Source organism: Plantibacter sp., from assembly GCF_059073635.1.
The window spans coordinates 329,582-349,041 of the sequence record NZ_JCACOF010000012.1; the positions used below are offsets into that span (position 1 = coordinate 329,582).

The 19,460-nt window shown below is 69.9% G+C and carries 17 protein-coding genes and 1 tRNA gene; 16 read left to right on the forward strand and 2 right to left on the reverse strand.

All coding sequences use genetic code 11. The features are described 5' to 3' along the window. Window positions 1-143 precede the first annotated feature (143 nt). From AC5JOC_RS18875 to AC5JOC_RS18910, 8 genes are all read left to right on the forward strand, one after another. Window positions 144-875, forward strand: a complete 732-nt coding sequence (locus AC5JOC_RS18875) for an alpha/beta hydrolase (protein ID WP_494246989.1) — start codon at window positions 144-146, stop codon at window positions 873-875. Continuing rightward, window positions 868-1,416 (forward strand): alpha/beta hydrolase-fold protein, encoded by a 549-nt coding sequence (locus AC5JOC_RS18880; protein ID WP_494246990.1) that lies wholly within the window; start codon window positions 868-870, stop codon window positions 1,414-1,416. Before AC5JOC_RS18875 ends, AC5JOC_RS18880 begins: the two co-directional genes overlap by 8 nt. A gap of 35 nt (window positions 1,417-1,451) precedes the next feature. Continuing rightward, window positions 1,452-3,941: a bifunctional lysylphosphatidylglycerol flippase/synthetase MprF gene (locus tag AC5JOC_RS18885; RefSeq protein WP_494246991.1), complete on the forward strand. Its 2,490-nt coding sequence runs from the start codon at window positions 1,452-1,454 to the stop codon at window positions 3,939-3,941. A 146-nt stretch (window positions 3,942-4,087) separates the two neighbouring features. Then, window positions 4,088-5,848, forward strand: coding sequence for a 2-isopropylmalate synthase (gene leuA / locus AC5JOC_RS18890; RefSeq protein ID WP_079705755.1), 1,761 nt, complete (start codon window positions 4,088-4,090; stop codon window positions 5,846-5,848). Between the two features lie 126 nt (window positions 5,849-5,974). Beyond that, window positions 5,975-7,159 carry a sensor histidine kinase gene (locus tag AC5JOC_RS18895; RefSeq protein ID WP_079705756.1) on the forward strand — a complete coding sequence of 395 codons (1,185 nt, stop codon included), beginning with the start codon at window positions 5,975-5,977 and terminating at the stop codon, window positions 7,157-7,159. Then, the gene (locus tag AC5JOC_RS18900; protein WP_079705757.1) at window positions 7,156-7,845 is read left to right on the forward strand and encodes a response regulator; all 690 of its coding nucleotides are present in this window, start codon (window positions 7,156-7,158) and stop codon (window positions 7,843-7,845) included. The genes AC5JOC_RS18895 and AC5JOC_RS18900 overlap by 4 nt, the downstream gene beginning before the upstream one ends. A gap of 109 nt (window positions 7,846-7,954) precedes the next feature. Next, the gene (locus AC5JOC_RS18905) at window positions 7,955-8,713 is read left to right on the forward strand and encodes an ABC transporter ATP-binding protein (protein ID WP_079705758.1); all 759 of its coding nucleotides are present in this window, start codon (window positions 7,955-7,957) and stop codon (window positions 8,711-8,713) included. Continuing rightward, window positions 8,710-10,122 carry an ABC transporter permease gene (locus AC5JOC_RS18910; protein ID WP_494246992.1) on the forward strand — a complete coding sequence of 471 codons (1,413 nt, stop codon included), beginning with the start codon at window positions 8,710-8,712 and terminating at the stop codon, window positions 10,120-10,122. The genes AC5JOC_RS18905 and AC5JOC_RS18910 overlap by 4 nt, the downstream gene beginning before the upstream one ends. Window positions 10,123-10,128: 6 nt before the next feature. Here the strand turns inward: AC5JOC_RS18910 and AC5JOC_RS18915 are convergent, their stop codons facing one another. After that, window positions 10,129-10,797: a trimeric intracellular cation channel family protein gene (locus tag AC5JOC_RS18915; RefSeq protein ID WP_079705760.1), complete on the reverse strand. Its 669-nt coding sequence runs from the start codon at window positions 10,795-10,797 to the stop codon at window positions 10,129-10,131. Between the two features lie 83 nt (window positions 10,798-10,880). On the opposite strand from AC5JOC_RS18915, the gene recO reads away from it, so the two are divergent. The 3 genes from recO to AC5JOC_RS18930 are packed head-to-tail and all read left to right on the forward strand — an operon-like array spanning window position 10,881 to window position 13,145. After that, the gene (gene recO / locus AC5JOC_RS18920; protein ID WP_079705761.1) at window positions 10,881-11,618 is read left to right on the forward strand and encodes a DNA repair protein RecO; all 738 of its coding nucleotides are present in this window, start codon (window positions 10,881-10,883) and stop codon (window positions 11,616-11,618) included. After that, entirely contained in the window at window positions 11,615-12,436 is an 822-nt protein-coding gene (locus tag AC5JOC_RS18925; RefSeq protein ID WP_124769218.1) for an isoprenyl transferase, read from the forward strand. Before recO ends, AC5JOC_RS18925 begins: the two co-directional genes overlap by 4 nt. 28 nt (window positions 12,437-12,464) lie before the next feature. Continuing rightward, window positions 12,465-13,145 (forward strand): DsbA family oxidoreductase, encoded by a 681-nt coding sequence (locus AC5JOC_RS18930; protein WP_079705763.1) that lies wholly within the window; start codon window positions 12,465-12,467, stop codon window positions 13,143-13,145. 136 nt (window positions 13,146-13,281) lie between these two features. Here the strand turns inward: AC5JOC_RS18930 and AC5JOC_RS18935 are convergent, their stop codons facing one another. After that, window positions 13,282-13,800: an aminoacyl-tRNA deacylase gene (locus AC5JOC_RS18935; RefSeq protein WP_121291132.1), complete on the reverse strand. Its 519-nt coding sequence runs from the start codon at window positions 13,798-13,800 to the stop codon at window positions 13,282-13,284. Window positions 13,801-13,851: 51 nt separating this feature from the next. Here AC5JOC_RS18935 and dusB point away from each other — a divergent pair, with 51 nt between their 5' ends. The 5 genes from dusB to AC5JOC_RS18960 all read left to right on the forward strand — a co-directional run bounded on the left by dusB (window position 13,852) and on the right by AC5JOC_RS18960 (window position 19,366). Beyond that, a complete protein-coding gene (dusB, locus tag AC5JOC_RS18940; protein ID WP_085510729.1) occupies window positions 13,852-15,012 on the forward strand; it encodes a tRNA dihydrouridine synthase DusB in 1,161 nt (386 codons plus the stop codon). A gap of 25 nt (window positions 15,013-15,037) precedes the next feature. Next, the gene (locus AC5JOC_RS18945) at window positions 15,038-16,285 is read left to right on the forward strand and encodes a deoxyguanosinetriphosphate triphosphohydrolase (protein WP_085511054.1); all 1,248 of its coding nucleotides are present in this window, start codon (window positions 15,038-15,040) and stop codon (window positions 16,283-16,285) included. Window positions 16,286-16,373: 88 nt separating this feature from the next. Further along, a complete protein-coding gene (dnaG, locus tag AC5JOC_RS18950; protein ID WP_192005045.1) occupies window positions 16,374-18,248 on the forward strand; it encodes a DNA primase in 1,875 nt (624 codons plus the stop codon). Between the two features lie 102 nt (window positions 18,249-18,350). Next, window positions 18,351-19,199 (forward strand): ATP-binding cassette domain-containing protein, encoded by an 849-nt coding sequence (locus AC5JOC_RS18955; RefSeq protein ID WP_079705766.1) that lies wholly within the window; start codon window positions 18,351-18,353, stop codon window positions 19,197-19,199. A gap of 94 nt (window positions 19,200-19,293) precedes the next feature. Then, a tRNA-Asn gene (locus tag AC5JOC_RS18960) sits at window positions 19,294-19,366 on the forward strand. The last annotated feature ends 94 nt before the right edge of the window (window positions 19,367-19,460 follow it).

Below are 19,460 nucleotides of genomic sequence, written 5' to 3' on the forward strand. Positions count from 1 at the left end.
CGCGCGGATCCGGGCGGGTGGTCTCCGTTACCTGAACGTGACTTGCATGTCTGCTTTGGGCCCGCTGTGGAACCCGTCATCTGGCCGACAGGCTCGCGAGCGCGCGGACATACTGGTCCTCGGGGTCGCGAGAAGGAGTCCGAGTGTTCGACTGGTTGCTGGCCATCAGGCTGGATCGTCCGGAGCTCCTCGTCTGGGTCGGCGGTGCCGCCGTCCTCCTGGCGATCATCCTGTTGACCGGGCGCCGAACGGTTCGCGGCTGGCTGACGATGCTGCTCGTGGCGAGCGGTGGGGCGCTCCTCGCCTATGCCACGGCCTGGTTGCTCGGTGACGTGCTCGACGTCTTCGGGATCGAACTGACGCCGGTCACCCGTGCGTGGGCGGCGGTCGGGTTCGCCGGTGCCGCCCTCGCGATCGCGGCGATCGTGCGGACCCGGGCGTGGCGGGTCGTCGTGGCGAGCCTCGCCATCCCCGCCTTCCTGCTCATCGGGGCGATCGGCGTGAACCAGGACTTCGGTGAGTTCGCGACGGTGCGGGCGGCGTTGGGGATCAGCCCGTACCAGTCGTTCTCGGCCCTGCCTGCCGCCCGGGGGACGACCACGTCGTGGCAGCGACCCGCCGACCTGCCGAGCGGCGGGCGGGTCGAACACGTGGACATCCCGGCGACGACCTCCGGGTTCGCCCACCGGGACGCGCTCGTCTACCTGCCACCGGCCGCCCTGACCGCACACCCGCCGGCACTGCCGGTCATCGAAGCGTTCAGCGGTCAGCCGGGAGAGCCGGCCGACCTGTTCGCGTCGGCTGGGCATCGCGGGGATCCTCGACCGCTTCGCCGCCTCGCATGCGGGTCTCGCTCCCATCGTGGTCGTGCCTGATCAGCTCGGCGCTCCGGACCACAACCCGATGTGCGTCGACGGGCCGCTCGGCAACTCGGCGACGTACCTCACGGTCGACGTCCCCGCGTGGATCTCGGCGCACCTCCCGGTGTCCGCATCGCGGACGGACTGGTTCATCGCCGGGTTCTCGCAGGGCGGGACCTGTTCCATCCAGCTCGGCGCCGCGCACCCCGAACGCTACGGCGGCATCCTCGACATCTCGGGGGAGGTCGTCCCGTCCATCGGACCGACGACGATCGCACAGGGCTTCGGCGGGTCGGCGACGGCGTACGAGGCGGCGGCCCCCTCCGCGATCCTCGCCGCACACACCCCGTACGCGGACACCGTCGGCGTCTTCGGCTACGGCAGCGACGACAGCCGCTACGGTCCCGGCGTCCGGCGGGTCGCCGCGATGGCTTCGGCAGCCGGCATGCGGACGACGACCTTCGTCTCCGACGGGACGGCGCACGACTGGCACACCGTCCACACGGTGTTCGAGCGTGCGCTCCCCGTGATCGCCGCACGATTCGGGCTCGCCTGATGCGCGCGGGGAGGGCGACGCCCTTCGGTCGACTCGTGACCGGCGTGCTCCGGTCGGTGCCGATGAGCATCGGGATCACGGCGCTGGTGCTCGTGGTCAGTGCGTTCGTCTGGCGCACACCGCCGGCGGCGACCCCCGGCTGGCGGACGGCGATCCGTGAGGTGGCCGGCGTGGGGTACGAGCAGGTCGTGGTCGACGGACACTGGTGGGCGCTCCTGACCGGTGCTCTGGGAACCGACGGGGTGCTCGGGCTCCTCGCCTTCCTGCTGATCGGTGTCCCCGCACTGGTGCTCGCCGAGCGACGGTTCGGCGCAGCCAAGACGCTCCTGGCGGTACTGGTGACCGCGGTCGTCGGGAACGCGCTCGCCATCGGGCTCCAACTCCTCGGCACGCTCGGCGGCGAGTTCTGGAGCGGCGAGGTCGCCCGCATCGTGGCATTCGACCCGGTGGCCGGCGCGCTCGGCGCCCTCGCCGCGTCGAGTGCGTTCCACGGGCCGCTCTGGCGTCGACGGATCCGCGCGTTCGTCGTCGTCGGTGCCCTGATCGTGCTGCTGTACTCGGGCCTTCCGCAGGATCTCGCACGACTGTTCGCAGCGCTGGTCGGCGTCCTGCTCGGGATCGTGCTCGCCGGGGTCACCCCGTCGGTGCGACGCGTGCGGAGCTCGCACCACGAGACCCGGGTGCTCCTGGCATCAGTCGTCGCGATGATGGGCGTCGGACCGCTCATCACCTTCCTGTCCGGCCGGCACCTCGGTCCGCTCGCGCCGCTCGTGCTCCTGCTCGAACAGAACATCCCGGACGCCGGACGGGTCATCGGGCAATGCCGCACGGTCGGCGTGTCAGCACAGTGCCTGCGCGACCTCACGCTGGTGCGCGTCGACGGCTTCGGAGCGGTGCTCCTGTCGGTGGTCCCCATGATCGCCCTGCTCTTCGCAGCATGGGGCCTGCTCCGCGGCAGACGCTTCGCGGTCTGGTTCGCCACGGCGATCATGGTGTCCTTCGCCGTCCTGAGTGCGCTGTCGCTCGGGGCTGGGGTGCGACTCCACCCGACGGGACACCCCTCGTCGTTGCTCGGGACGGGGCACGGCGCGCAGCAGCGGTCCGTCGAGATCGCGATCGCGCTGTGGGCGGCGATCCTGCTCCCGCTCGTCGTGGCGGCGCTCCTGGTCGTGCTCCGTCGTGGGTTCCCCGTGCGGGCCACCCGGCGCAGTGCCTGGGGGTACCTCGCCCTGGTCGGCGCGTCGTGGGTCGTGCTCGCCGCGCTCTTCGTGGTGGTCGCACTGCTGCAGCCCGGAGGATTCTCGCCGAGGCCCGACGTGTGGGAGGTCCTCCGTGCGGCGCCGGAGCGTTTCGTCCCCGCCGCGTACCTGCGGAACGTCCTCCCGGGCTTCGTGCCGGTCGCCCCGCTCACCGGCGTGGTGTTCCACGCCGTCGGACCCGTCTGGTGGAGCATCATCCTGCTCGGCGCGGTCTGGCCGCTGAGCCGGGTCGCGAACGCCATCGCGCCGGCAGACGAGCGCCGCCTGCGCGAGCTCCTGGCCGAGGGCAGCGACTCCATCGGGCACATGGCCACCTGGCCGGGCAACCTCACCTGGTTCGACCCGGAGCGCAGCGCCGGCATCGCCTACCGGATCGTCGCCGGGGTCGCGGTCACGGCGGGCGGCTTCTTCGGGAGGGACCGGCACGAGCAGGGGGTCCTCGAGCGGTTCATCGAGCACTGCGAGGACTCGGGCCTGACGGTGGCGTTGTACAGCGTGGACGAGGAGACCGCAGGAGCGCTCCACCGGATCGGTTGGCGCACCGTCCAGGTCGCCGAGGAGACGGTCCTGCACCCGCAGGGCTGGAGCATGGTCGGCAAGCGCTGGCAGGACATCAGATCCTCCGTCAACCGGGCCGACCGTGCGGGGATCACCGCCGTCTGGTCCACCTACGGGGCGCTCGGCGTCGGGCTGGCGGCGCAGATCGCCGAGATCTCCGAGGAGTGGGTCGCCGAACGGAAGCTGCCCGAGATGGGGTTCACCCTCGGCGGGATCGACGAGCTCGTCGACGAGGAGGTCCGGCTCCTGCTCGCGGTCGACGAGCAAGGACGGCTGCACGGCGTCACGAGCTGGCTGCCGGTGCGGCGCGATGGTGAGCTGGTGGGTTGGACCCTCGACTTCATGCGACGTCGGACGGACGGTATGAACGGCGTCATGGAGTTCCTCATCGCCGAGGCCGCCGCGCGGTTCAAGGAGGACGGCATCGAGGAGATGAGCCTCTCAGGGGCTCCACTCGCGCGCTCGAAGAGCACCGAGCAGCCGGAGACGGACGGGATCGACCGGGTCCTGACCTACCTCGGGAACGTGCTCGAACCTGTCTACGGGTTCCGCTCGCTCCTCGCCTTCAAGGGGAAGTTCCAGCCGGAGGAGCGTCCGCTCGTCCTCGGCTACGCGGACCCGCTGACCCTGCCGGCGATCGGCATCGCGGTCGGGCGCGCGTACCTCCCGGACGTGTCCGTGCGAGACCTCGCCTCGTTGGTCACCTGATCGGCCGCGCGGGGGAGTGCTATGCTGACGACGTGTTCTCCGGTCTGCTCCTCCTTAGCTGCCGCGACGAGTCCTAGTTCCAGGCCTCCCTCGTCGCGGAGTTCGTCATTGGCTCACCCCCAATCCCACGAGGAGATCCCAGGATCATGAAGAACACCCAGACCCCATCAGGCATGCCGGTCCACCGCTACCGCGCCTACCAGGACCAGTTCGACGTCTCGCTGCCCGATCGCACGTGGCCTGACCGTCGGATCACCGAGGCCCCGCGCTGGTGCGCCGTCGACCTCCGCGACGGCAACCAGGCCCTCATCGACCCGATGAGCCCGGAGCGCAAGCGCATCATGTTCGACCTGCTCGTGAAGATGGGCTACAAGGAGATCGAGGTCGGGTTCCCGAGCGCGAGCCAGACCGACTTCGACTTCGTCCGCAGCCTCATCGACGAGGGTGCGATCCCCGAGGACGTCACCATCCAGGTGCTGACCCAGGCACGCGACCACCTCATCGAACGCACCTACGAGTCGCTGCGCGGCGCGAAGCAGGCGATCGTGCACCTGTACAACTCGACGAGCATCCTGCAGCGCGACGTCGTGTTCCGCAGCGACAAGCAGGGCATCATCGACCTCGCCCTCCACGGCGCCCGGAAGTGTCGCGAGATGGAGTCGACGGTCCCCGGGACGCAGATCTACTACGAGTACTCGCCGGAGAGCTACACCGGTACCGAGCTCGAGTTCGCCGTCGACATCTGCAACCAGGTGGTCGAGGTCCTCGAGGCGACGCCCGACCGCAAGGTCATCATCAACCTGCCGTCGACGGTCGAGATGGCCTCGCCGAACGTCTACGCGGACTCGATCGAGTGGATGAGCCGCAACCTGGCCAACCGCGAGAACATCATCATCTCGCTGCACCCGCACAACGACCGCGGGACCGCGATCGCGGCAGCCGAGCTCGGCTACCTGGCCGGCGCCGACCGGATCGAGGGGTGCCTCTTCGGGAACGGTGAGCGGACCGGCAACGTCGACCTCGTCGCGCTCGGCATCAACATGTTCACGCAGGGTGTCGACCCGCAGATCGACTTCAGCGACATCGACGAGGTCAAGCGGACGGCCGAGCACTGCAACCAGCTGCCGGTGCACGAGCGGAGCCCGTGGGCGGGCGACCTCGTCTTCACGGCCTTCAGCGGTTCGCACCAGGACGCGATCAAGAAGGGCTTCGAGGCGATGTCCGTCGACGCCGTCTCCCAGGGCAAGGACGTCGCCGACCTCGAATGGGCCGTGCCGTACCTGCCGGTCGATCCGCAGGACCTGGGGCGCAGCTACGAGGCGGTCATCCGCGTGAACTCGCAGTCGGGCAAGGGCGGCGTCGCGTACCTGCTCAAGACCGACCACGCGATCGACCTGCCGCGTCGCCTGCAGATCGAGTTCTCCGGCGTCGTCCAGGCGAAGACCGACGCCGAGGGCGGCGAGGTGACGAGCGGCCAGATCTGGTCGATCTTCCAGGACGAGTACCTTCCGGCCGCGGTCGCGGACGCCAAGTGGGGTCGGTTCGAACTCCAGTCCACGAAGACGTCGAGCGACCTCGCCGGCACCGTGGTCCTCGAGGTCGCCCTTCGCGACGGCGAGCAGGTCGAGGAGCGCACCTCGACCGGTAACGGCCCGATCGCGGCCTTCCTCAACCTGCTCTCCGGGCGCGGCATCGAGGTCACGCTGTACGACTACGTCGAGCACACGCTGAGCGCCGGAGGCGACGCCGAGGCGGCCGCCTACGTCGAGCTCCAGGTGAACGACCAGCGCCTCTGGGGCGTCGGCATCGACGGCGACATCGCGACCGCCTCGCTCAAGGCCGTCGTCTCGGCGGTCAACCGCGCCGTACGCACGCAGGTCGAGGCCCGGGAACTGGCCTCCATCTGACGATCCCGCTGCGCCGGGTCGGCCTTCGGGTCGACCCGGCGCAGCGCTGTCCTCCGGCGTACACCCGGAGGATGATCTTCCCGCGCGAGGACGGGGTGACCGGCCGCCAGGTCGTACGGTTGGGGGATGCTCCGCTCGCTCCGACCCAGCCAGTTGGCTCTCGACATCGCTCTGCCCTCGGTGTTGTTCCTCGCCACCTTCGTGCTGTACGCCGGGCGACAGCCGATGTACGTCATCGTGCTGCTCGGCATGTGCGGCGCGCTCGCCCTCCGTCGCGTCGCCCCGGCCGTCTCCCTCGCCGTCGCCTGGGTCACAGCGCTGGCGCAGATGCTGCTCCTCCTGGCACCCGATCCCGCGAACTTCGCGATCCCGGTCGTGCTCTACGCTGCGGCGAGTTACGGCGGACGGGTGCTGCGCTGGGTCTCCTTCGCCTCCGCGTTCGTCGGAGCCGCGCTCATCGCGTTCTACGTGATCGTCGTCCCGAGTTGGACCACGGGCACCGGCAGCGACATCAGTACCTTCGGCCTGGCGAACGACATGACACCGGTCGCGCAGGTGACGGTCGGGCTGTTCATGTTCCTCGCGTTCGCCGCCTTCTTCGGCCTCGCTTGGACCGCAGGTGTCCTGATGCGCACCTGGCGGCTCGCCCGCGAGAGCCGACAGGCGCAGCTCCTGGCCGAGCGCGACGTCGCCGTCGAGCAGGAGCGCAACCGGATCGCGCGCGACATGCACGACGTGGTCGCGCACTCCCTCGCCGTCGTCATCGCGCAGGCCGACGGTGCCCGATATGCGCTGGCCGCGGACCCGGACTCGGCCGACCAGGCGTTGCGGACGATCTCGAGCATCTCCCGCGAGGCCCTCGCCGATGTCCGGGTGTTGCTCGCGCAATTGCGGTTCCAACAGACCGAGGGCCCGCAGCCGGTCATGGCCGACCTCGATCGGCTCTACGAGCAGCTGCGAGGAGCCGGGTTGGACGTGGTGGTCCAGCGCCACGGCCAGGAACGACCGGTCGCGACCGGTTCGCAGCTGGCCGTGTACCGGATCATCCAGGAGGCGCTCACGAACGCGCTCCGACACGGCGACCATCGTGGGCCGATCGACGTCCATCTCGACTGGACCGGACCCGAGCTGCAGCTCTGGGTCGTCAACCGGGCGAAGGTCGAACCGCCGAAGGCCGGCACGGGGCACGGACTCGCCGGGATGAACGAGCGCGCTACGCTGGCAGGCGGCAGGTTCGGGACGACCCTGGTGGACGGTCTCTTCACCGTCTACGCATCGATCCCGTACGCGACGGTGGGAGTGACGAGATGACCGATCCGAGTGACGCGACGGCAGCGGGGGCGATCACGATCGCGCTGGTCGACGACCAGGCGCTGTTCCGAGGCGGGATCCGCATGCTCATCGGTTCGCAGCCGGACCTCCGCGTCGTCGGCGAGGCCTCCGACGGGCGTCAAGCGGTCGAGCTGGCCGCACGGACACGTCCGCAGGTCATCCTCATGGACGTCCGGATGCCGGTCATGGACGGGATCGAGGCGACGAAGACGATCCTGGCGGAGGCGGACGCGCGCGGGGGCGAGCGGCCTCGGATCGTCGTGCTGACCACCTTCGACCTCGACGAGGCGGCCGCGACGGCCATCCGAGCCGGGGCGAGCGGGTTCCTGCTCAAGGACGCGGAGCCCGAGTTCCTGCTCGCAGCGATCCGCACGGTCCATGCAGGGAACGCGGTCATCGCCGCGTCGGCCACCCGCGAGCTGTTCGAGCACTTCCAGCAGGCTCCGGCAGCTCCGGCCGCACCGCAGCGCTATGCCGAGCTCACGGCGCGAGAGCGCGAGATCTTCCTCCTCGCGGCGCGCGGGCTGAGCAACTCCGAGATCGCCGCCGCCGAGTTCCTCAGCGAGGCGACCGTGAAGACGCACATCAGCCGGATCTTCGCCAAGCTCGAGGTGCGCGACCGGGTCCAGCTCGTCGTGTTCGCCTTCGAGCACGGCTTGGTCTGACCGCGGTCCAGCACGCACCCGCGGAGTGATCGAGGATCATCCCCAGGATGTACCCGGGTCGCTCGTGCGCCCGACGCGCACCCGGCACCGCACTCCGTAGCTTCGGAGTATGACCACTTCAGCACAGCCGTCCGTCGTCGCCAGCGTCCACGGACTCCGGAAGAGCTACGGACCCGCCGACAACCAGGTCGTCGCCCTCGACGGCGTCGACCTCGAGATCGAGCGGGGCCGGTTCACCGCCATCATGGGCCCGAGCGGCTCGGGCAAGTCGACGCTCATGCACATCATGGCCGGCCTCGACCAGGCCACCGCAGGGCGGGTGCGCCTCGGTGACCAGGACATCACGGACCTCGACGACGGGCAGCTCACGATCCTCCGTCGGCGTCGTGTCGGCTTCGTGTTCCAGGCGTTCAACCTGGTCCCGACGCTCGACGTCGCGGCCAACATCCGGCTGCCCTTCGAACTCGACGCCCGCCGTCCGACCGGTGAGGAGCAGAGCTGGATCGACGTGCTCGTGAGCACGCTCGGACTCGCCTCCCGACTCGGGCACCGCCCGCACGAACTCTCGGGCGGACAGCAGCAGCGCGTCGCGATCGCGCGTGCCCTCGCGACGCGACCCGAGCTCCTCTTCGCGGACGAACCGACCGGCAACCTCGACTCCCGCACCGGGCGGAGCGTCCTGGCCCTACTGGCGGCGGCCAGCACCGAGTACGGGCAGAGCATCGCGATGGTGACGCACGACCCGATCGCCGCGAGCTACGCGGACCGGATCGTGTTCCTCGCGGATGGGCGGGTGGTCGAGGACCGTCCCCGATCGACCGCCGAGCAGATCTCAGCGCTCATGCTCGGCATGGAGCGTGCGGCATGAGCCGGGCGGATCTCGGGCCCCGGGCCCGCGAGCATCGCGCGAGCCTCCTCGTCGCGACGCTCAGCGCCTCGTTCGGCGTCCTGTTGCTCATGGTCACGAGTGTGCTCTCCACCTTCATCCTGGCCGACGACGTCACGGGGTCCAGCGGCACCGTGGTCATCATGCTCATCCTCGCGGCCGCCGTGTTCGTCTCGTTGGCGGTGTACGTCGGTGCGATCGTCACGGCGAACACGTTCGCAACGATCGTCGCCGGGCGGACGAGGACGATCGCGCTGCTCCGCCTGATCGGTTCGACGGCGCGATCGCAGCGTCGCGCCGTCGCGAAGGAGGGTGTCGTCGTCGGCCTGCTCGGCGGGGGAGCAGGGTTGCTCGTCGGACTCCTCGCGACCTTCGCGCTCGTGCGGATCGGGGTCGCGACCGGTGTGCTGCCCGAGCTGCCGTACGCGATCGTCGAACCGGCCGTGCTCCTGCCGGTCGTCGCGGTCGTCCTGACCACGTGGCTCGCGTCCTGGATCGGCGCGCGTCGCGTCCTGACGGTCACTCCGATGCAGGCGATCGGAGGATCGCAGGAGTTGAGCCGGGAGGAGGCCACCGCGCGGCCCGCCCGGAACGCTGTTGCGATCGGTCTCTTCGTGGTCGGTGTCCTGCTCCTGCTCGCCGGTGTCGGCGTCGGGCTCGTGTCGCCGCTCGGCGTGCTCATCGGCATCGTCGGCGGGATCGTCTCCTTCTCCGGCCTCGTGCTCGGTGCGCACCTCGTGATGCCGCCGGCGCTGCGGCTGGTCGGCCGGCTGTTCGGCACCTCCGCGACGGCTCGACTCGCCGCCGAGAACGCCGTCCGCTACCCGGAGCGCAGTTCTCGCACGACGATCGGACTGGTGATCGGCGTGACCCTCGTGACGATGTTCGCGGTCGCCGCGGCCAACTTCCAGGAGTTCGTGCTGAACGCACAGGCTGCGAATCCGGAGGTCTACGAGGGCACGCAGGCCGTGGTCGCGACGACCGTCGGCGTCTTCTCCGCCCTCATCGGGCTGAGCGCGCTCATCGCCGCGGTCGGGATGGTCAACAACCTCTCGCTCAGCGTCCTGCAACGCACCCGCGAACTCGGACTGCTCCGCGCACTCGGATTCTCGGCGGCGCAGATCCGTCGCATGATCGTGATCGAGGCGGCGCAGCTCACCATCGCGGCCGTCGTCGTCGGCCTCGTCCTCGGGACGTTCTACGGCTGGGCCGGTGCCCAGTCGATGCTCGGCGCGATCAACGGTTCGCCCGGGCTCATCTTCCCGGTCATCCCGTGGGCCATCGTCGCCGTGATCGTCGTGCTCGCCGCACTCCTCACGGCTGCGGCCTCGGTGGCACCGTCCCGTCGGGCGACCCGGATCGCGCCCGTCGCGGCACTCGCGGTCGACTGAGACGACTCAGCCGCGGGTCGAGCGGCGCCAGATCCGCCATCCGCCGATCTGGCGCTGCTCCGGCAACGTCCACCCGAACCGGACCGCCAGGAGGCGGATCACCGCGGTCGAGGAGACACCGACGATCGCCGCGATCCCGAGCGGTGCCCCGAAGGTCACGGCGAGGACGAGGAGGGCGGTCCCGACCGCGGCCGCCACGGCGTAGAGCGAGCCGACGTGCATGAGGGCGACGGGGACACCGAGCATGACGTCGCGGAGCACCGATCCGCCGACGGCTGAGACGGTTCCGACGAAGATCGCCGGGATGACCGGCAGGCCGGCTGCCAGGGCCTTGGTGGAGCCGATCGCTCCGAACATGCCGATCGTCAGGGCGTCGAGACCGATGATGACCGGCCCGAGCCTCGTGATGGTGCGCAGGAGGAACATCCCGAGCAGGGCGGCTCCCGAGGCGACGGGGAGGTACCAGTTGTTCTGGAGGGACGCCGGCACCTGTCCGAGGAGGATGTCGCGGATGAGACCGCCACCGAGTCCGACGACGACGCCGATGATGGCGACGCCGAGCCAGTCGAGTTGACGATCCTGGAATCTGGCCGCGAACATCGCGCCCTGGACGGCGCCGATCGCGACCGCCGAGAGGTCGACCCACAGCGGAACGACGAAGAGGACCTCGTTCACGGCTTCATCTCTCCAGGCGCTCCTTCGATCCCCGACGGCGGTTCCCGGGTCACGTTGTCGGTGCGAGGCGGGATAATCGATGCGTGCCGGTATATCGAGACGAAGTGGTGGTGTTGCGGACCCACAAGCTCGGCGAGGCCGATCGCATCGTCACCATGCTCTCACGCAGCAGGGGCAAGATCCGGGCGGTCGCGAAGGGTGTCCGTCGCACGGGCTCGAAGTTCGGGTCCCGGCTCGAGCCGTTCATGGTCGCCGACGTCCAGTTCTACGAGGGCCGCAGCCTCGACACCATCACCCAGGCCGAGTCGCTCGGCTCGTACGGCGCCGAGATCAGCGCCGACTACGGGAGCTACACGGCCGCGAGCGCGATGGTCGAGGCGGCCGATCGGCTGACGGAGTCCGAGGGCTCCCTCCAGCAGTACCTGCTGCTCGTCGGCGCCCTGCGGTCGCTCTCGAAGCATGAGCACGGTCCGCGGCTCACCCTCGACTCCTACCTGCTCCGGGCGTTCTCGCTCGCCGGTTGGGCACCGAGCTTCGGCGCCTGCTCGAGGTGCGGCACGGAGGGTGAGTACTCGCACGTGGTCGTGCAGCTCGGCGGGGTCGTGTGCGACGACTGCGCGCCCTCGGGGAGCCCTCGGCTCGACGCCGACACCCTCTCGCTCCTCGGAGCACTGCTCTCCGGCGACTGGGAGTACGCGGAGGCCGCCGCCGAGCAGACGGCCTCACGGGCGAGCGGATTCACCGCCGCCTATGCGCAATGGCATCTGGAGCGCGGCCTGCGGTCGCTCGCGCACCTCGAACAGGATCGGAGCCGCGGGTGACCCCGAAGCCCTACACCCACCGCGACGCGGTGCCGTTCAAACCGATCGACTGGACAGGGGAGGTCCCGCCCGAGTTCGCGAAGGGTGAGGTGCCGTCGCACGTCGCGATCGTCATGGACGGCAACGGCCGGTGGGCGAACCGGCGCGGACTCACGCGTGTCGAAGGGCACAAGGCGGGCGAGGCCGCACTCCTCGACGTCGTGGCCGGTGCCCTGCAACTCGGGATCAAGCACCTGTCGGTGTACGCGTTCTCGACGGAGAACTGGAAGCGCTCACCCGATGAGGTCCGCTTCCTCATGGGGTTCAACCGCGAGGTGCTCCATCGACGGCGCGACCAACTGAACGAGTGGGGCGTGCGCGTGCGCTGGTCGGGGCGTCGGCCGCGGTTGTGGACCTCGGTCATCAAGGAGCTCCAGACGGCGGAGGAGCTGACGCGCGACAACGACCGCCTGACGCTCACCATGTGCGTCAACTACGGCGGTCGCAACGAGATCGTCGACGCGGTGCGCAGCATCGCCGACGACGTCGCCGCCGGCCGCATCAAGCCGTCGGCCGTCTCGGAGCGTCTCGTCCAGAGCCGGCTCTACCTGCCCGACCTCCCGGACGTCGACCTCTTCGTCCGGAGCTCCGGAGAGCAGCGCACCAGCAACTTCCAGCTGTGGCAGTCGGCCTACGCGGAGATGGTCTTCCTCGACACCCTCTGGCCCGACTTCGGGCGGCGTCAGCTCTGGGAGGCCGTCGAACGGTACGCCGGACGCGACCGTCGTTTCGGCGGGGCGCGCGACGTGCCAGACGCCCCGGCGCCCTCGGGGGAATGACCGACGGGTGTCGGTGGTTGGCCCTGACATGAGTGAACCCATCAAGATCGACATCTGGTCCGACATCGCCTGCCCGTGGTGCTACATCGGCAAGCGCAAGTTCGAGCGGGGTGCGGCGGAGTTCGCGCAGCTCGGCGACGGACGCGAGGTCGAGGTCGAGTACCACTCCTTCGAGCTGGCACCCGACACCCCGGTCGACTTCGACGGCACCGAGATCGACTTCCTCGTGAAGCACAAGGGCATGCCGGCCGACCAGGTGCAGCAGATGCTCGATCGGGTGACGGGGATCGCCTCGGACGCCGGTCTCGAGTACGACTTCGGCATCCTCCAGCACACGAACACGGTGAAGGCGCACGAACTGCTGCACTTCGCCAAGGCGGAGGGGAAGCAGCTCGAGATGACCGAGCGCCTCCTGCGGGCCTACTTCACCGAGGGCCGCCATGTCGGTCGCATCGAGGACCTCGCCGACCTCGCCGTCGAGGTGGGGCTCGACCGGTCCGCCGTGGTCTCGGCGCTGGAATCCGGCCAGTACACGCAGGCGGTCCGCGAGGACCAGGCGACGGCACAGGGGTACGGCATCCAGGGCGTCCCGTTCTTCGTCATCGACGGCGCCTACGGGGTGTCCGGGGCGCAGGAGGCGGCCGCGTTCACGCAGGTCCTCGAGCAGGTCTGGACGGAACGCGCGAGCACCGAGCCGGTGCAGGCGTGAGCACGGAGACGACGTCCCCTGAGCGCAGCGTCGATGATCAGCAGCCCGCGACGGTCCGGCCGGCGCTCCGACTCCTCGGGGGCGACGCCGTCGTCTGCGAGGGCGACAGTTGCCTCGTGCTCCCGCCGGAGCCGGCTCAGGACTGAGGGTCCTCCGGCTCGGTGAGGTCCGCGGTGACGGCGCCGATGGCGGTGAGGTACTCCGCCGCGTCGACGAAGGCGCTCCACCCGTGCTCGCCGGCGCCGATCGAGATGCGCCCACCGCGCTCGAGGATGCGCTCGTCCGCGTAGACGGGGAGTGGAGCGCTCGCACCGAGGACGGTGATGGTGCCGCGCTCGTAGCCGGTCGCCTGGAACGCGGTCGCCGCGTCCGGCATCGCGAGCTTGTTCACCCCGAGCAGCGTGCGGAACGGCGGCCAGGAGATCTTGCGGCCGCCCGGCACGAGGGCGAAGAGGTAGTCGCCGCTGCGACGCTTCACGACGATCGTCTTGACGATGTCCGCGGGCTCGATGCCGAGCAGCTCCGCCGCCTCGTGGAGACTGCGCGCGGGCGGTCGCTCGACCAGCTCCACGTCGAGACCGAGTGCGGCGGCCGCTGCTCGGACGCGCTCGCGGCCGGACGGCTGGAGGTCGGCGGGCGGGACGGCGTCTGACATGTGGTCCTCACTGGGCGCGGGAGCGCCGATCATCTGGGAGAATCGAGGGTGATGTCTCTTCCTACCACGCTCTCGCAGCGCCCGAGCCTCGCGATCGGGCCCATCGTGCTCGACTCGCCGGTCGTGCTCGCCCCCATGGCCGGGATCACCAACACGGCGTTCCGTCGACTGTGCCGCGAATACGGTGCCGGACTGTACGTCAGCGAGATGATCACCTCCCGCGCGCTCGTCGAACGCACGCCGGAGACCATGCGGCTCATCCAGCACCACGAGAGCGAGACGCTCCGCTCCATCCAGCTCTACGGCGTCGACCCGAAGACGGTCGCCGAGGCCGTCACCATGCTCGTCGCCGAGGATCGCGCCGACCACATCGACCTCAACTTCGGCTGCCCGGTGCCCAAGGTCACCCGCAAGGGCGGGGGAGCGGCGCTGCCCTGGAAGACCGGGCTCTTCCGCGACATCGTCGAGGGCGCGGTCCGTGCCGCCGGCGACGTCCCGCTCACGATCAAGATGCGCAAGGGCATCGACTCCGACCACCTCACCTACCTCGAGGCCGGCCGGATCGCCGAGGGCGCCGGCGTGGCGTCGATCGCGCTGCACGCCAGGACCGCCGCCGAGTTCTACTCCGGTCACGCGGACTGGTCGGCGATCACGAAGCTCAAGGAGACGGTCACCTCGGTGCCGGTCCTCGGGAACGGCGACATCTGGTCGGGCGAGGACGCCCTCCGGATGGTCGACGAGACGGGCTGCGACGGCGTCGTCGTGGGCCGCGGTTGCCTCGGTCGCCCCTGGCTCTTCGGCGACCTCAGCTCGGCGTTCGCCGGCGAGGGCGGCAAGGCGGAGCCGTCCCTGGGCGACGTCGCGGCCGCGTTCCGGCGTCACGCCGAGCTCCTGGCCGAGTTCTTCGAGAGCGAGGAGCGCGGCTGCCGCGACATCCGGAAGCACGTCGCCTGGTACTTCAAGGGGTACCCCGTCGGCGGTGACCTCCGCGCGAGCCTCGCGACCGTGGAGTCGCTCGACCAGCTCGACGACCTGCTCGCGACCCTCGACTGGACGGCCCCCTACCCGGGTGCCGCAGCGGAAGGGCAGCGCGGGCGCGCCGGCACGCCGAAACGACCGGCACTGCCGTACGGCTGGCTCGACTCGCAGTCGCTGGGTGCCGACGAGCAGACCGAGATCGCGGGAGCGGAACTGGACCACAGTGGCGGATAGCATCATCGAGCAGGGGAGCGTCTCCATGGACCGGGACGGCTACACCCTGCACGACGAAGAACGCTGGATGCCCGAGCACCACTCGACGCGACGCTCCGACTTCGCGCGCGATCGTGCACGGCTGTTGCACTCCAGCGCCCTGCGGCGACTCGCCGCCAAGACCCAGGTGCTCAGCCCGACGAGCGGTGTCGACTTCGCCCGGAACCGACTGACGCACTCCCTCGAGGTGGCGCAGGTCGGTCGCGAGCTGGCTGCCAGCCTGGACCTCGCTCCGGACGTCGTCGACACGGCGTGCCTCGCGCACGACCTCGGTCATCCGCCGTTCGGTCACAACGGCGAACGAGCGCTCAACGACTGGTCCGCCGCGATCGGCGGGTTCGAGGGCAACGCCCAGACCCTGCGGATCCTCACGCGCCTCGAATCCAAGGTCTTCGGCCCCGACGGCGAGCCGTACGGTCTGAACCTCACCCGCGCGAGCCTCGACGCCAGCTGCAAGTACCCGTGGCCGGCGGCGCAGTCGGTGCCGGATCCCGGTGGCCGGGCCAAGTTCGGGTTCTTCGACGAGGACTCTGCGGCCTTCCGCTGGTTGCGAGCCGGCGCTCCCGAGCGCGTCCGCTGCGTCGAGGCGCAGGTCATGGACCTCGCGGACGACATCGCCTACTCCGTGCACGACTTCGAGGACGCCGTCGTCGGGGAGTACATCGACCCGGCGTTCCTGAACGCGCGCGCAGGACACGACCGCCTCATCGACACCGCGCTGTCCTGGGCCGGCGACGACTTCACCCACGACGACCTCGCCGCCGCCTTCGACCGGCTGCAGTCCTCGCACACCTGGATCACCGCCTGGGACGGCTCCCGGCGCGACCTCGGTCGGCTCAAGAACTTCACGAGCCAGATGATCGGTCGGTTCGCCGGTGCGGCGACCGCGGCGACCCGGGAGGCCTTCCCACAGGCCAGCCTCGTGCGTTTCGGGGCTGACGTCGTGGTGCCCCACGGCATCCAGGCCGAGATCGCGCTTCTCAAGGGGATCGTGGCCGCGTTCGTGATGTACAGCGACTCCCGCCAGCCGCTGTACGTCCGGCAGCGGGAGATCCTCATCGAACTGTCGGACGCGGTGTTCGCGCTCGGCGAGTCGGCCCTCGACGTCGGCTTCGCGGCGGACTGGCGGGCAGCCGGGTCCGATGCGGAACGCCGTCGCGTCGTCGTCGACCAGATCGCGAGCCTGACCGATCAGAGCGCCCTCTCCTGGCACGAACGGCACGTCGGCGCCTGACGCTCCTCCACACGGGAACGGGTCTCCGACTCCACTGCGCGGAGGCCCTCAGGGATGGACGATGGACGCACGAGACTAGGATCGAAGCATGGCCGGACGGATTCGACAGAGCGATGTTGAAGAGGTCAAGGCACGCACCAACATCGGCGACGTCGTCGGCGACTACGTCTCGCTGAAGTCCGCCGGCGTCGGCTCGCTGAAGGGCTTGTGCCCCTTCCACGACGAACGCAGCCCGAGCTTCCACGTGCGCCCCACGGTCGGGCTGTACCACTGCTTCGGCTGTGGCGAGAGCGGCGACGTCTACAGCTTCCTGCAGAAGATGGACCACGTGACGTTCGCGGAGTCGGTGGAACGTCTCGCGCAGCGCATCGGGTACCCGCTCAGCTACGAGGAGGGTGGCGGCAAGGTCGATCACGGCAACCGGGCTCGCCTCTTCGCCGCCAACCAGGCTGCCGCCGAGTACTTCCAGCAGCAGCTCCACGACGGCGACGCCGACCTCGGGCGGCGGTTCCTCGGCGAACGCGGCTTCGACGCCGCCGCTGCCGACCACTTCGGGATCGGGTTCGCGCCTGCCGGCTGGGACCACCTCATGAAGGCGCTGCGGTCTCGCGGATTCTCCGACGAGGAGATGCTCGCGGCCGGGCTCGTGTCGAGCGGCGACCGCGGGGTCTACGACCGGTTCCGCGGACGCCTCATCTGGCCCATCCGCGACACGACCGGGCAGGTCCTCGGCTTCGGCGCCCGGCGCCTCCGCGACGACGACAAGGGGCCGAAGTACCTCAACACCCCCGAGACGGCGATCTACCACAAGGCGCAGGTCCTCTACGGACTCGACCTCGCCAAACGCGACATCTCGCGCGGCAAGCGCGTCGTCGTCGTCGAGGGGTACACCGACGTCATGGCCTGCCATCTGGCGGGGGAGACCACCGCGGTGGCGACCTGCGGGACCTCGTTCGGGGTCGATCACATCAAGATGATCCGCCGCGTCATGGGCGACGACTCCGCCACCGGCGAGGTCATCTTCACCTTCGACCCTGATGAGGCCGGGCAGAAGGCCGCGACGCGTGCGTTCGGCGAGGAGAAGCGCTTCTCGGCCCAGACGTACGTCGCCGTGTCCTCCGACGGCCTCGACCCCTGCGACCTCCGCCTCAACCGCGGCGACGGCGCCATCCGGAAACTCGTCGACGGCCGCGAGCCGATGTTCGAGTTCATCATCCGGCGGACGCTGGCGGGCTTCGACCTCGAGACGGTCGAGGGCCGCGTCGGCGCACTCCGCGCGGCCGCGCCGGTCGTCGCCGAGATCCGCGACCCCTCGCTCCGTCCCGGGTACACCCGGGTGCTCGCGAAGCAGCTCGGCATGGAACTCGACGAGGTGGCCCGCGCCGTGCGGGCCGCTGGCGGTGCCGCCGCAGGAGGCTCGCAGAACGCCGCACGAGACGCCCGCCAGCAGGGCCCTGGCGCACCCGCTGCCGAGCCGCCGCGCGAGCGGCAGGCCTCGCTCAACGACCTGCCCAAGGATCCGTCGACGCGCCTCGAGCAAGACGCCCTCCGTGCGATCCTGCAGCTGCCCCAGCACCTCGAACGCCCCATGCTGGAGCGCGCGGTCCAGAGCTCGGTCGCCAACAGCTCCCTCGCCGTGGTGCGCGACGCCATGAGTGTGAGCCTGGACCACCTCGGGACGAACGCCTGGCTCGAGACCGTCATCGCGCAGGTCCCACCCGGCTTCGACGGACTCGTCCGCGAGCTCGGAGTCTCCCCACTGCCCGAGACGAACGAGGAGAAGCTGCCGAGCTACGTCCGAGACATCGCGCGGGCGCTGATCGACCGCGACCTCCTCGGTCGCAAGGCGGCGTTGCTCGGGTCGTTGCGTCGCACCGACCCCCGCGACGAGTCCCACCGGGAGATCACCCGGCAGCTCGCGGACGTCGAGGCGGAACGGCGTGCGCTCCGCGCCGAGGCCTGACGCGGTCGGCCTCCTCCGAGCGTGGCACGTGGCCCCGCCGGGATCGCCGGATACACTCGATGGCGATCCGGTGGCTCCCCGTGCACCGGAAGGAGAGGTCTCATGAAGCACCCAGAGCAGGACGGACCGGCGGTCCGGGCGAGTGATCTGAGCGTCGACTACGCCGCGCACGGCGTGAGTCCGAGCAATCGAGCGCTGGACGGCATCAGCTTCGAGCTGCCCGTCGGTGGCTCGCTCGGGGTCATCGGCAGCTCGGGCTCGGGGAAGAGCACGCTCCTGCGGGTGTTGTCCGGACGCCACCTGACCGGAGCGGACTCCCGTCCGTTCGTGTCCGGCGGCGACGCGAGCACGCTCGGTCGCTCCATGCGCAAGGTGGGTCGCAAAGAACTCACGAAACTCACGTTCGAGGTGTCGCTGCTCGAGCAGGAGGCCGGTGCGCACCTGAAGCCCGAACTCACCGTCACGGAGCTCATCTCCGAACCCGTGCTCGCGCGCGACAAGAAGTTCAGCGAGCAGGCGCTCGGCGTCCGGGTCGCCACACTGCTGGACGCCGTGCAGATGCCCCTCTCCAGCCTCGACAAGTACCCCTATGAACTGAGCGGCGGTCAGCGACAGCGCATCGCCATCGCGCGCGCCCTCGTCCTCGGCCCGAAGGTGTTCATCGCCGACGAACCGACGGCCGGCATCGACATCACGGTCCGGCACACGGTGACCGAGTTGCTCGACGGGTTCCGACGCGACGGCGGCACGGTCATCGTCGTGACACACGACCTCGCGATGCTCCGCGAGGTGACCGACGACGTCCTGGCGCTCCACCAGTCACGGGTCGTGGGCTACGGCCCGATCGACGCGATGCTCGCCGATCCGCCGCACGAGTTCCTCGCGGCGCTCGCCCAGTCGGGCGGCACGGAGACCCAGTACGAGACGCCCGAGGCCGTCGGCATCGATTGATCGCGTGTCGATTTGGAGTCTGCGAATCCTTTGCTACAGTAGATACGCGCTGCAACGCAGAGGCCGGATTCGTCCGGCCGGTCGAAGCACGTATTCCTCGATAGCTCAATTGGCAGAGCAATCGACTGTTAATCGATAGGTTGTTGGTTCGAGTCCAACTCGAGGAGCTGCACAGAATCCCTCGGTCCATACGGACCGGGGGATTCGTCGTTTGAGGCCGGTTTCACGAAACCGGCAGGGACGCCGTAGACTAGGCAACGA

Coding starts and splice junctions, on each gene's coding strand:
- leuA (WP_079705755.1), top strand. CDS start 4,088: ATGAAGAACACCCAGACCCCATCAGGCATGCCGGTCCACCGCTACCGC.
- AC5JOC_RS18895 (WP_079705756.1), top strand. CDS start 5,975: ATGCTCCGCTCGCTCCGACCCAGCCAGTTGGCTCTCGACATCGCTCTG.
- AC5JOC_RS18900 (WP_079705757.1), top strand. CDS start 7,156: ATGACCGATCCGAGTGACGCGACGGCAGCGGGGGCGATCACGATCGCG.
- AC5JOC_RS18905 (WP_079705758.1), top strand. CDS start 7,955: ATGACCACTTCAGCACAGCCGTCCGTCGTCGCCAGCGTCCACGGACTC.
- AC5JOC_RS18910 (WP_494246992.1), top strand. CDS start 8,710: ATGAGCCGGGCGGATCTCGGGCCCCGGGCCCGCGAGCATCGCGCGAGC.
- AC5JOC_RS18930 (WP_079705763.1), top strand. CDS start 12,465: ATGAGTGAACCCATCAAGATCGACATCTGGTCCGACATCGCCTGCCCG.
- AC5JOC_RS18935 (WP_121291132.1), bottom strand. CDS start 13,800: ATGTCAGACGCCGTCCCGCCCGCCGACCTCCAGCCGTCCGGCCGCGAG.
- dusB (WP_085510729.1), top strand. CDS start 13,852: ATGTCTCTTCCTACCACGCTCTCGCAGCGCCCGAGCCTCGCGATCGGG.
- AC5JOC_RS18945 (WP_085511054.1), top strand. CDS start 15,038: ATGGACCGGGACGGCTACACCCTGCACGACGAAGAACGCTGGATGCCC.
- dnaG (WP_192005045.1), top strand. CDS start 16,374: ATGGCCGGACGGATTCGACAGAGCGATGTTGAAGAGGTCAAGGCACGC.
- AC5JOC_RS18955 (WP_079705766.1), top strand. CDS start 18,351: ATGAAGCACCCAGAGCAGGACGGACCGGCGGTCCGGGCGAGTGATCTG.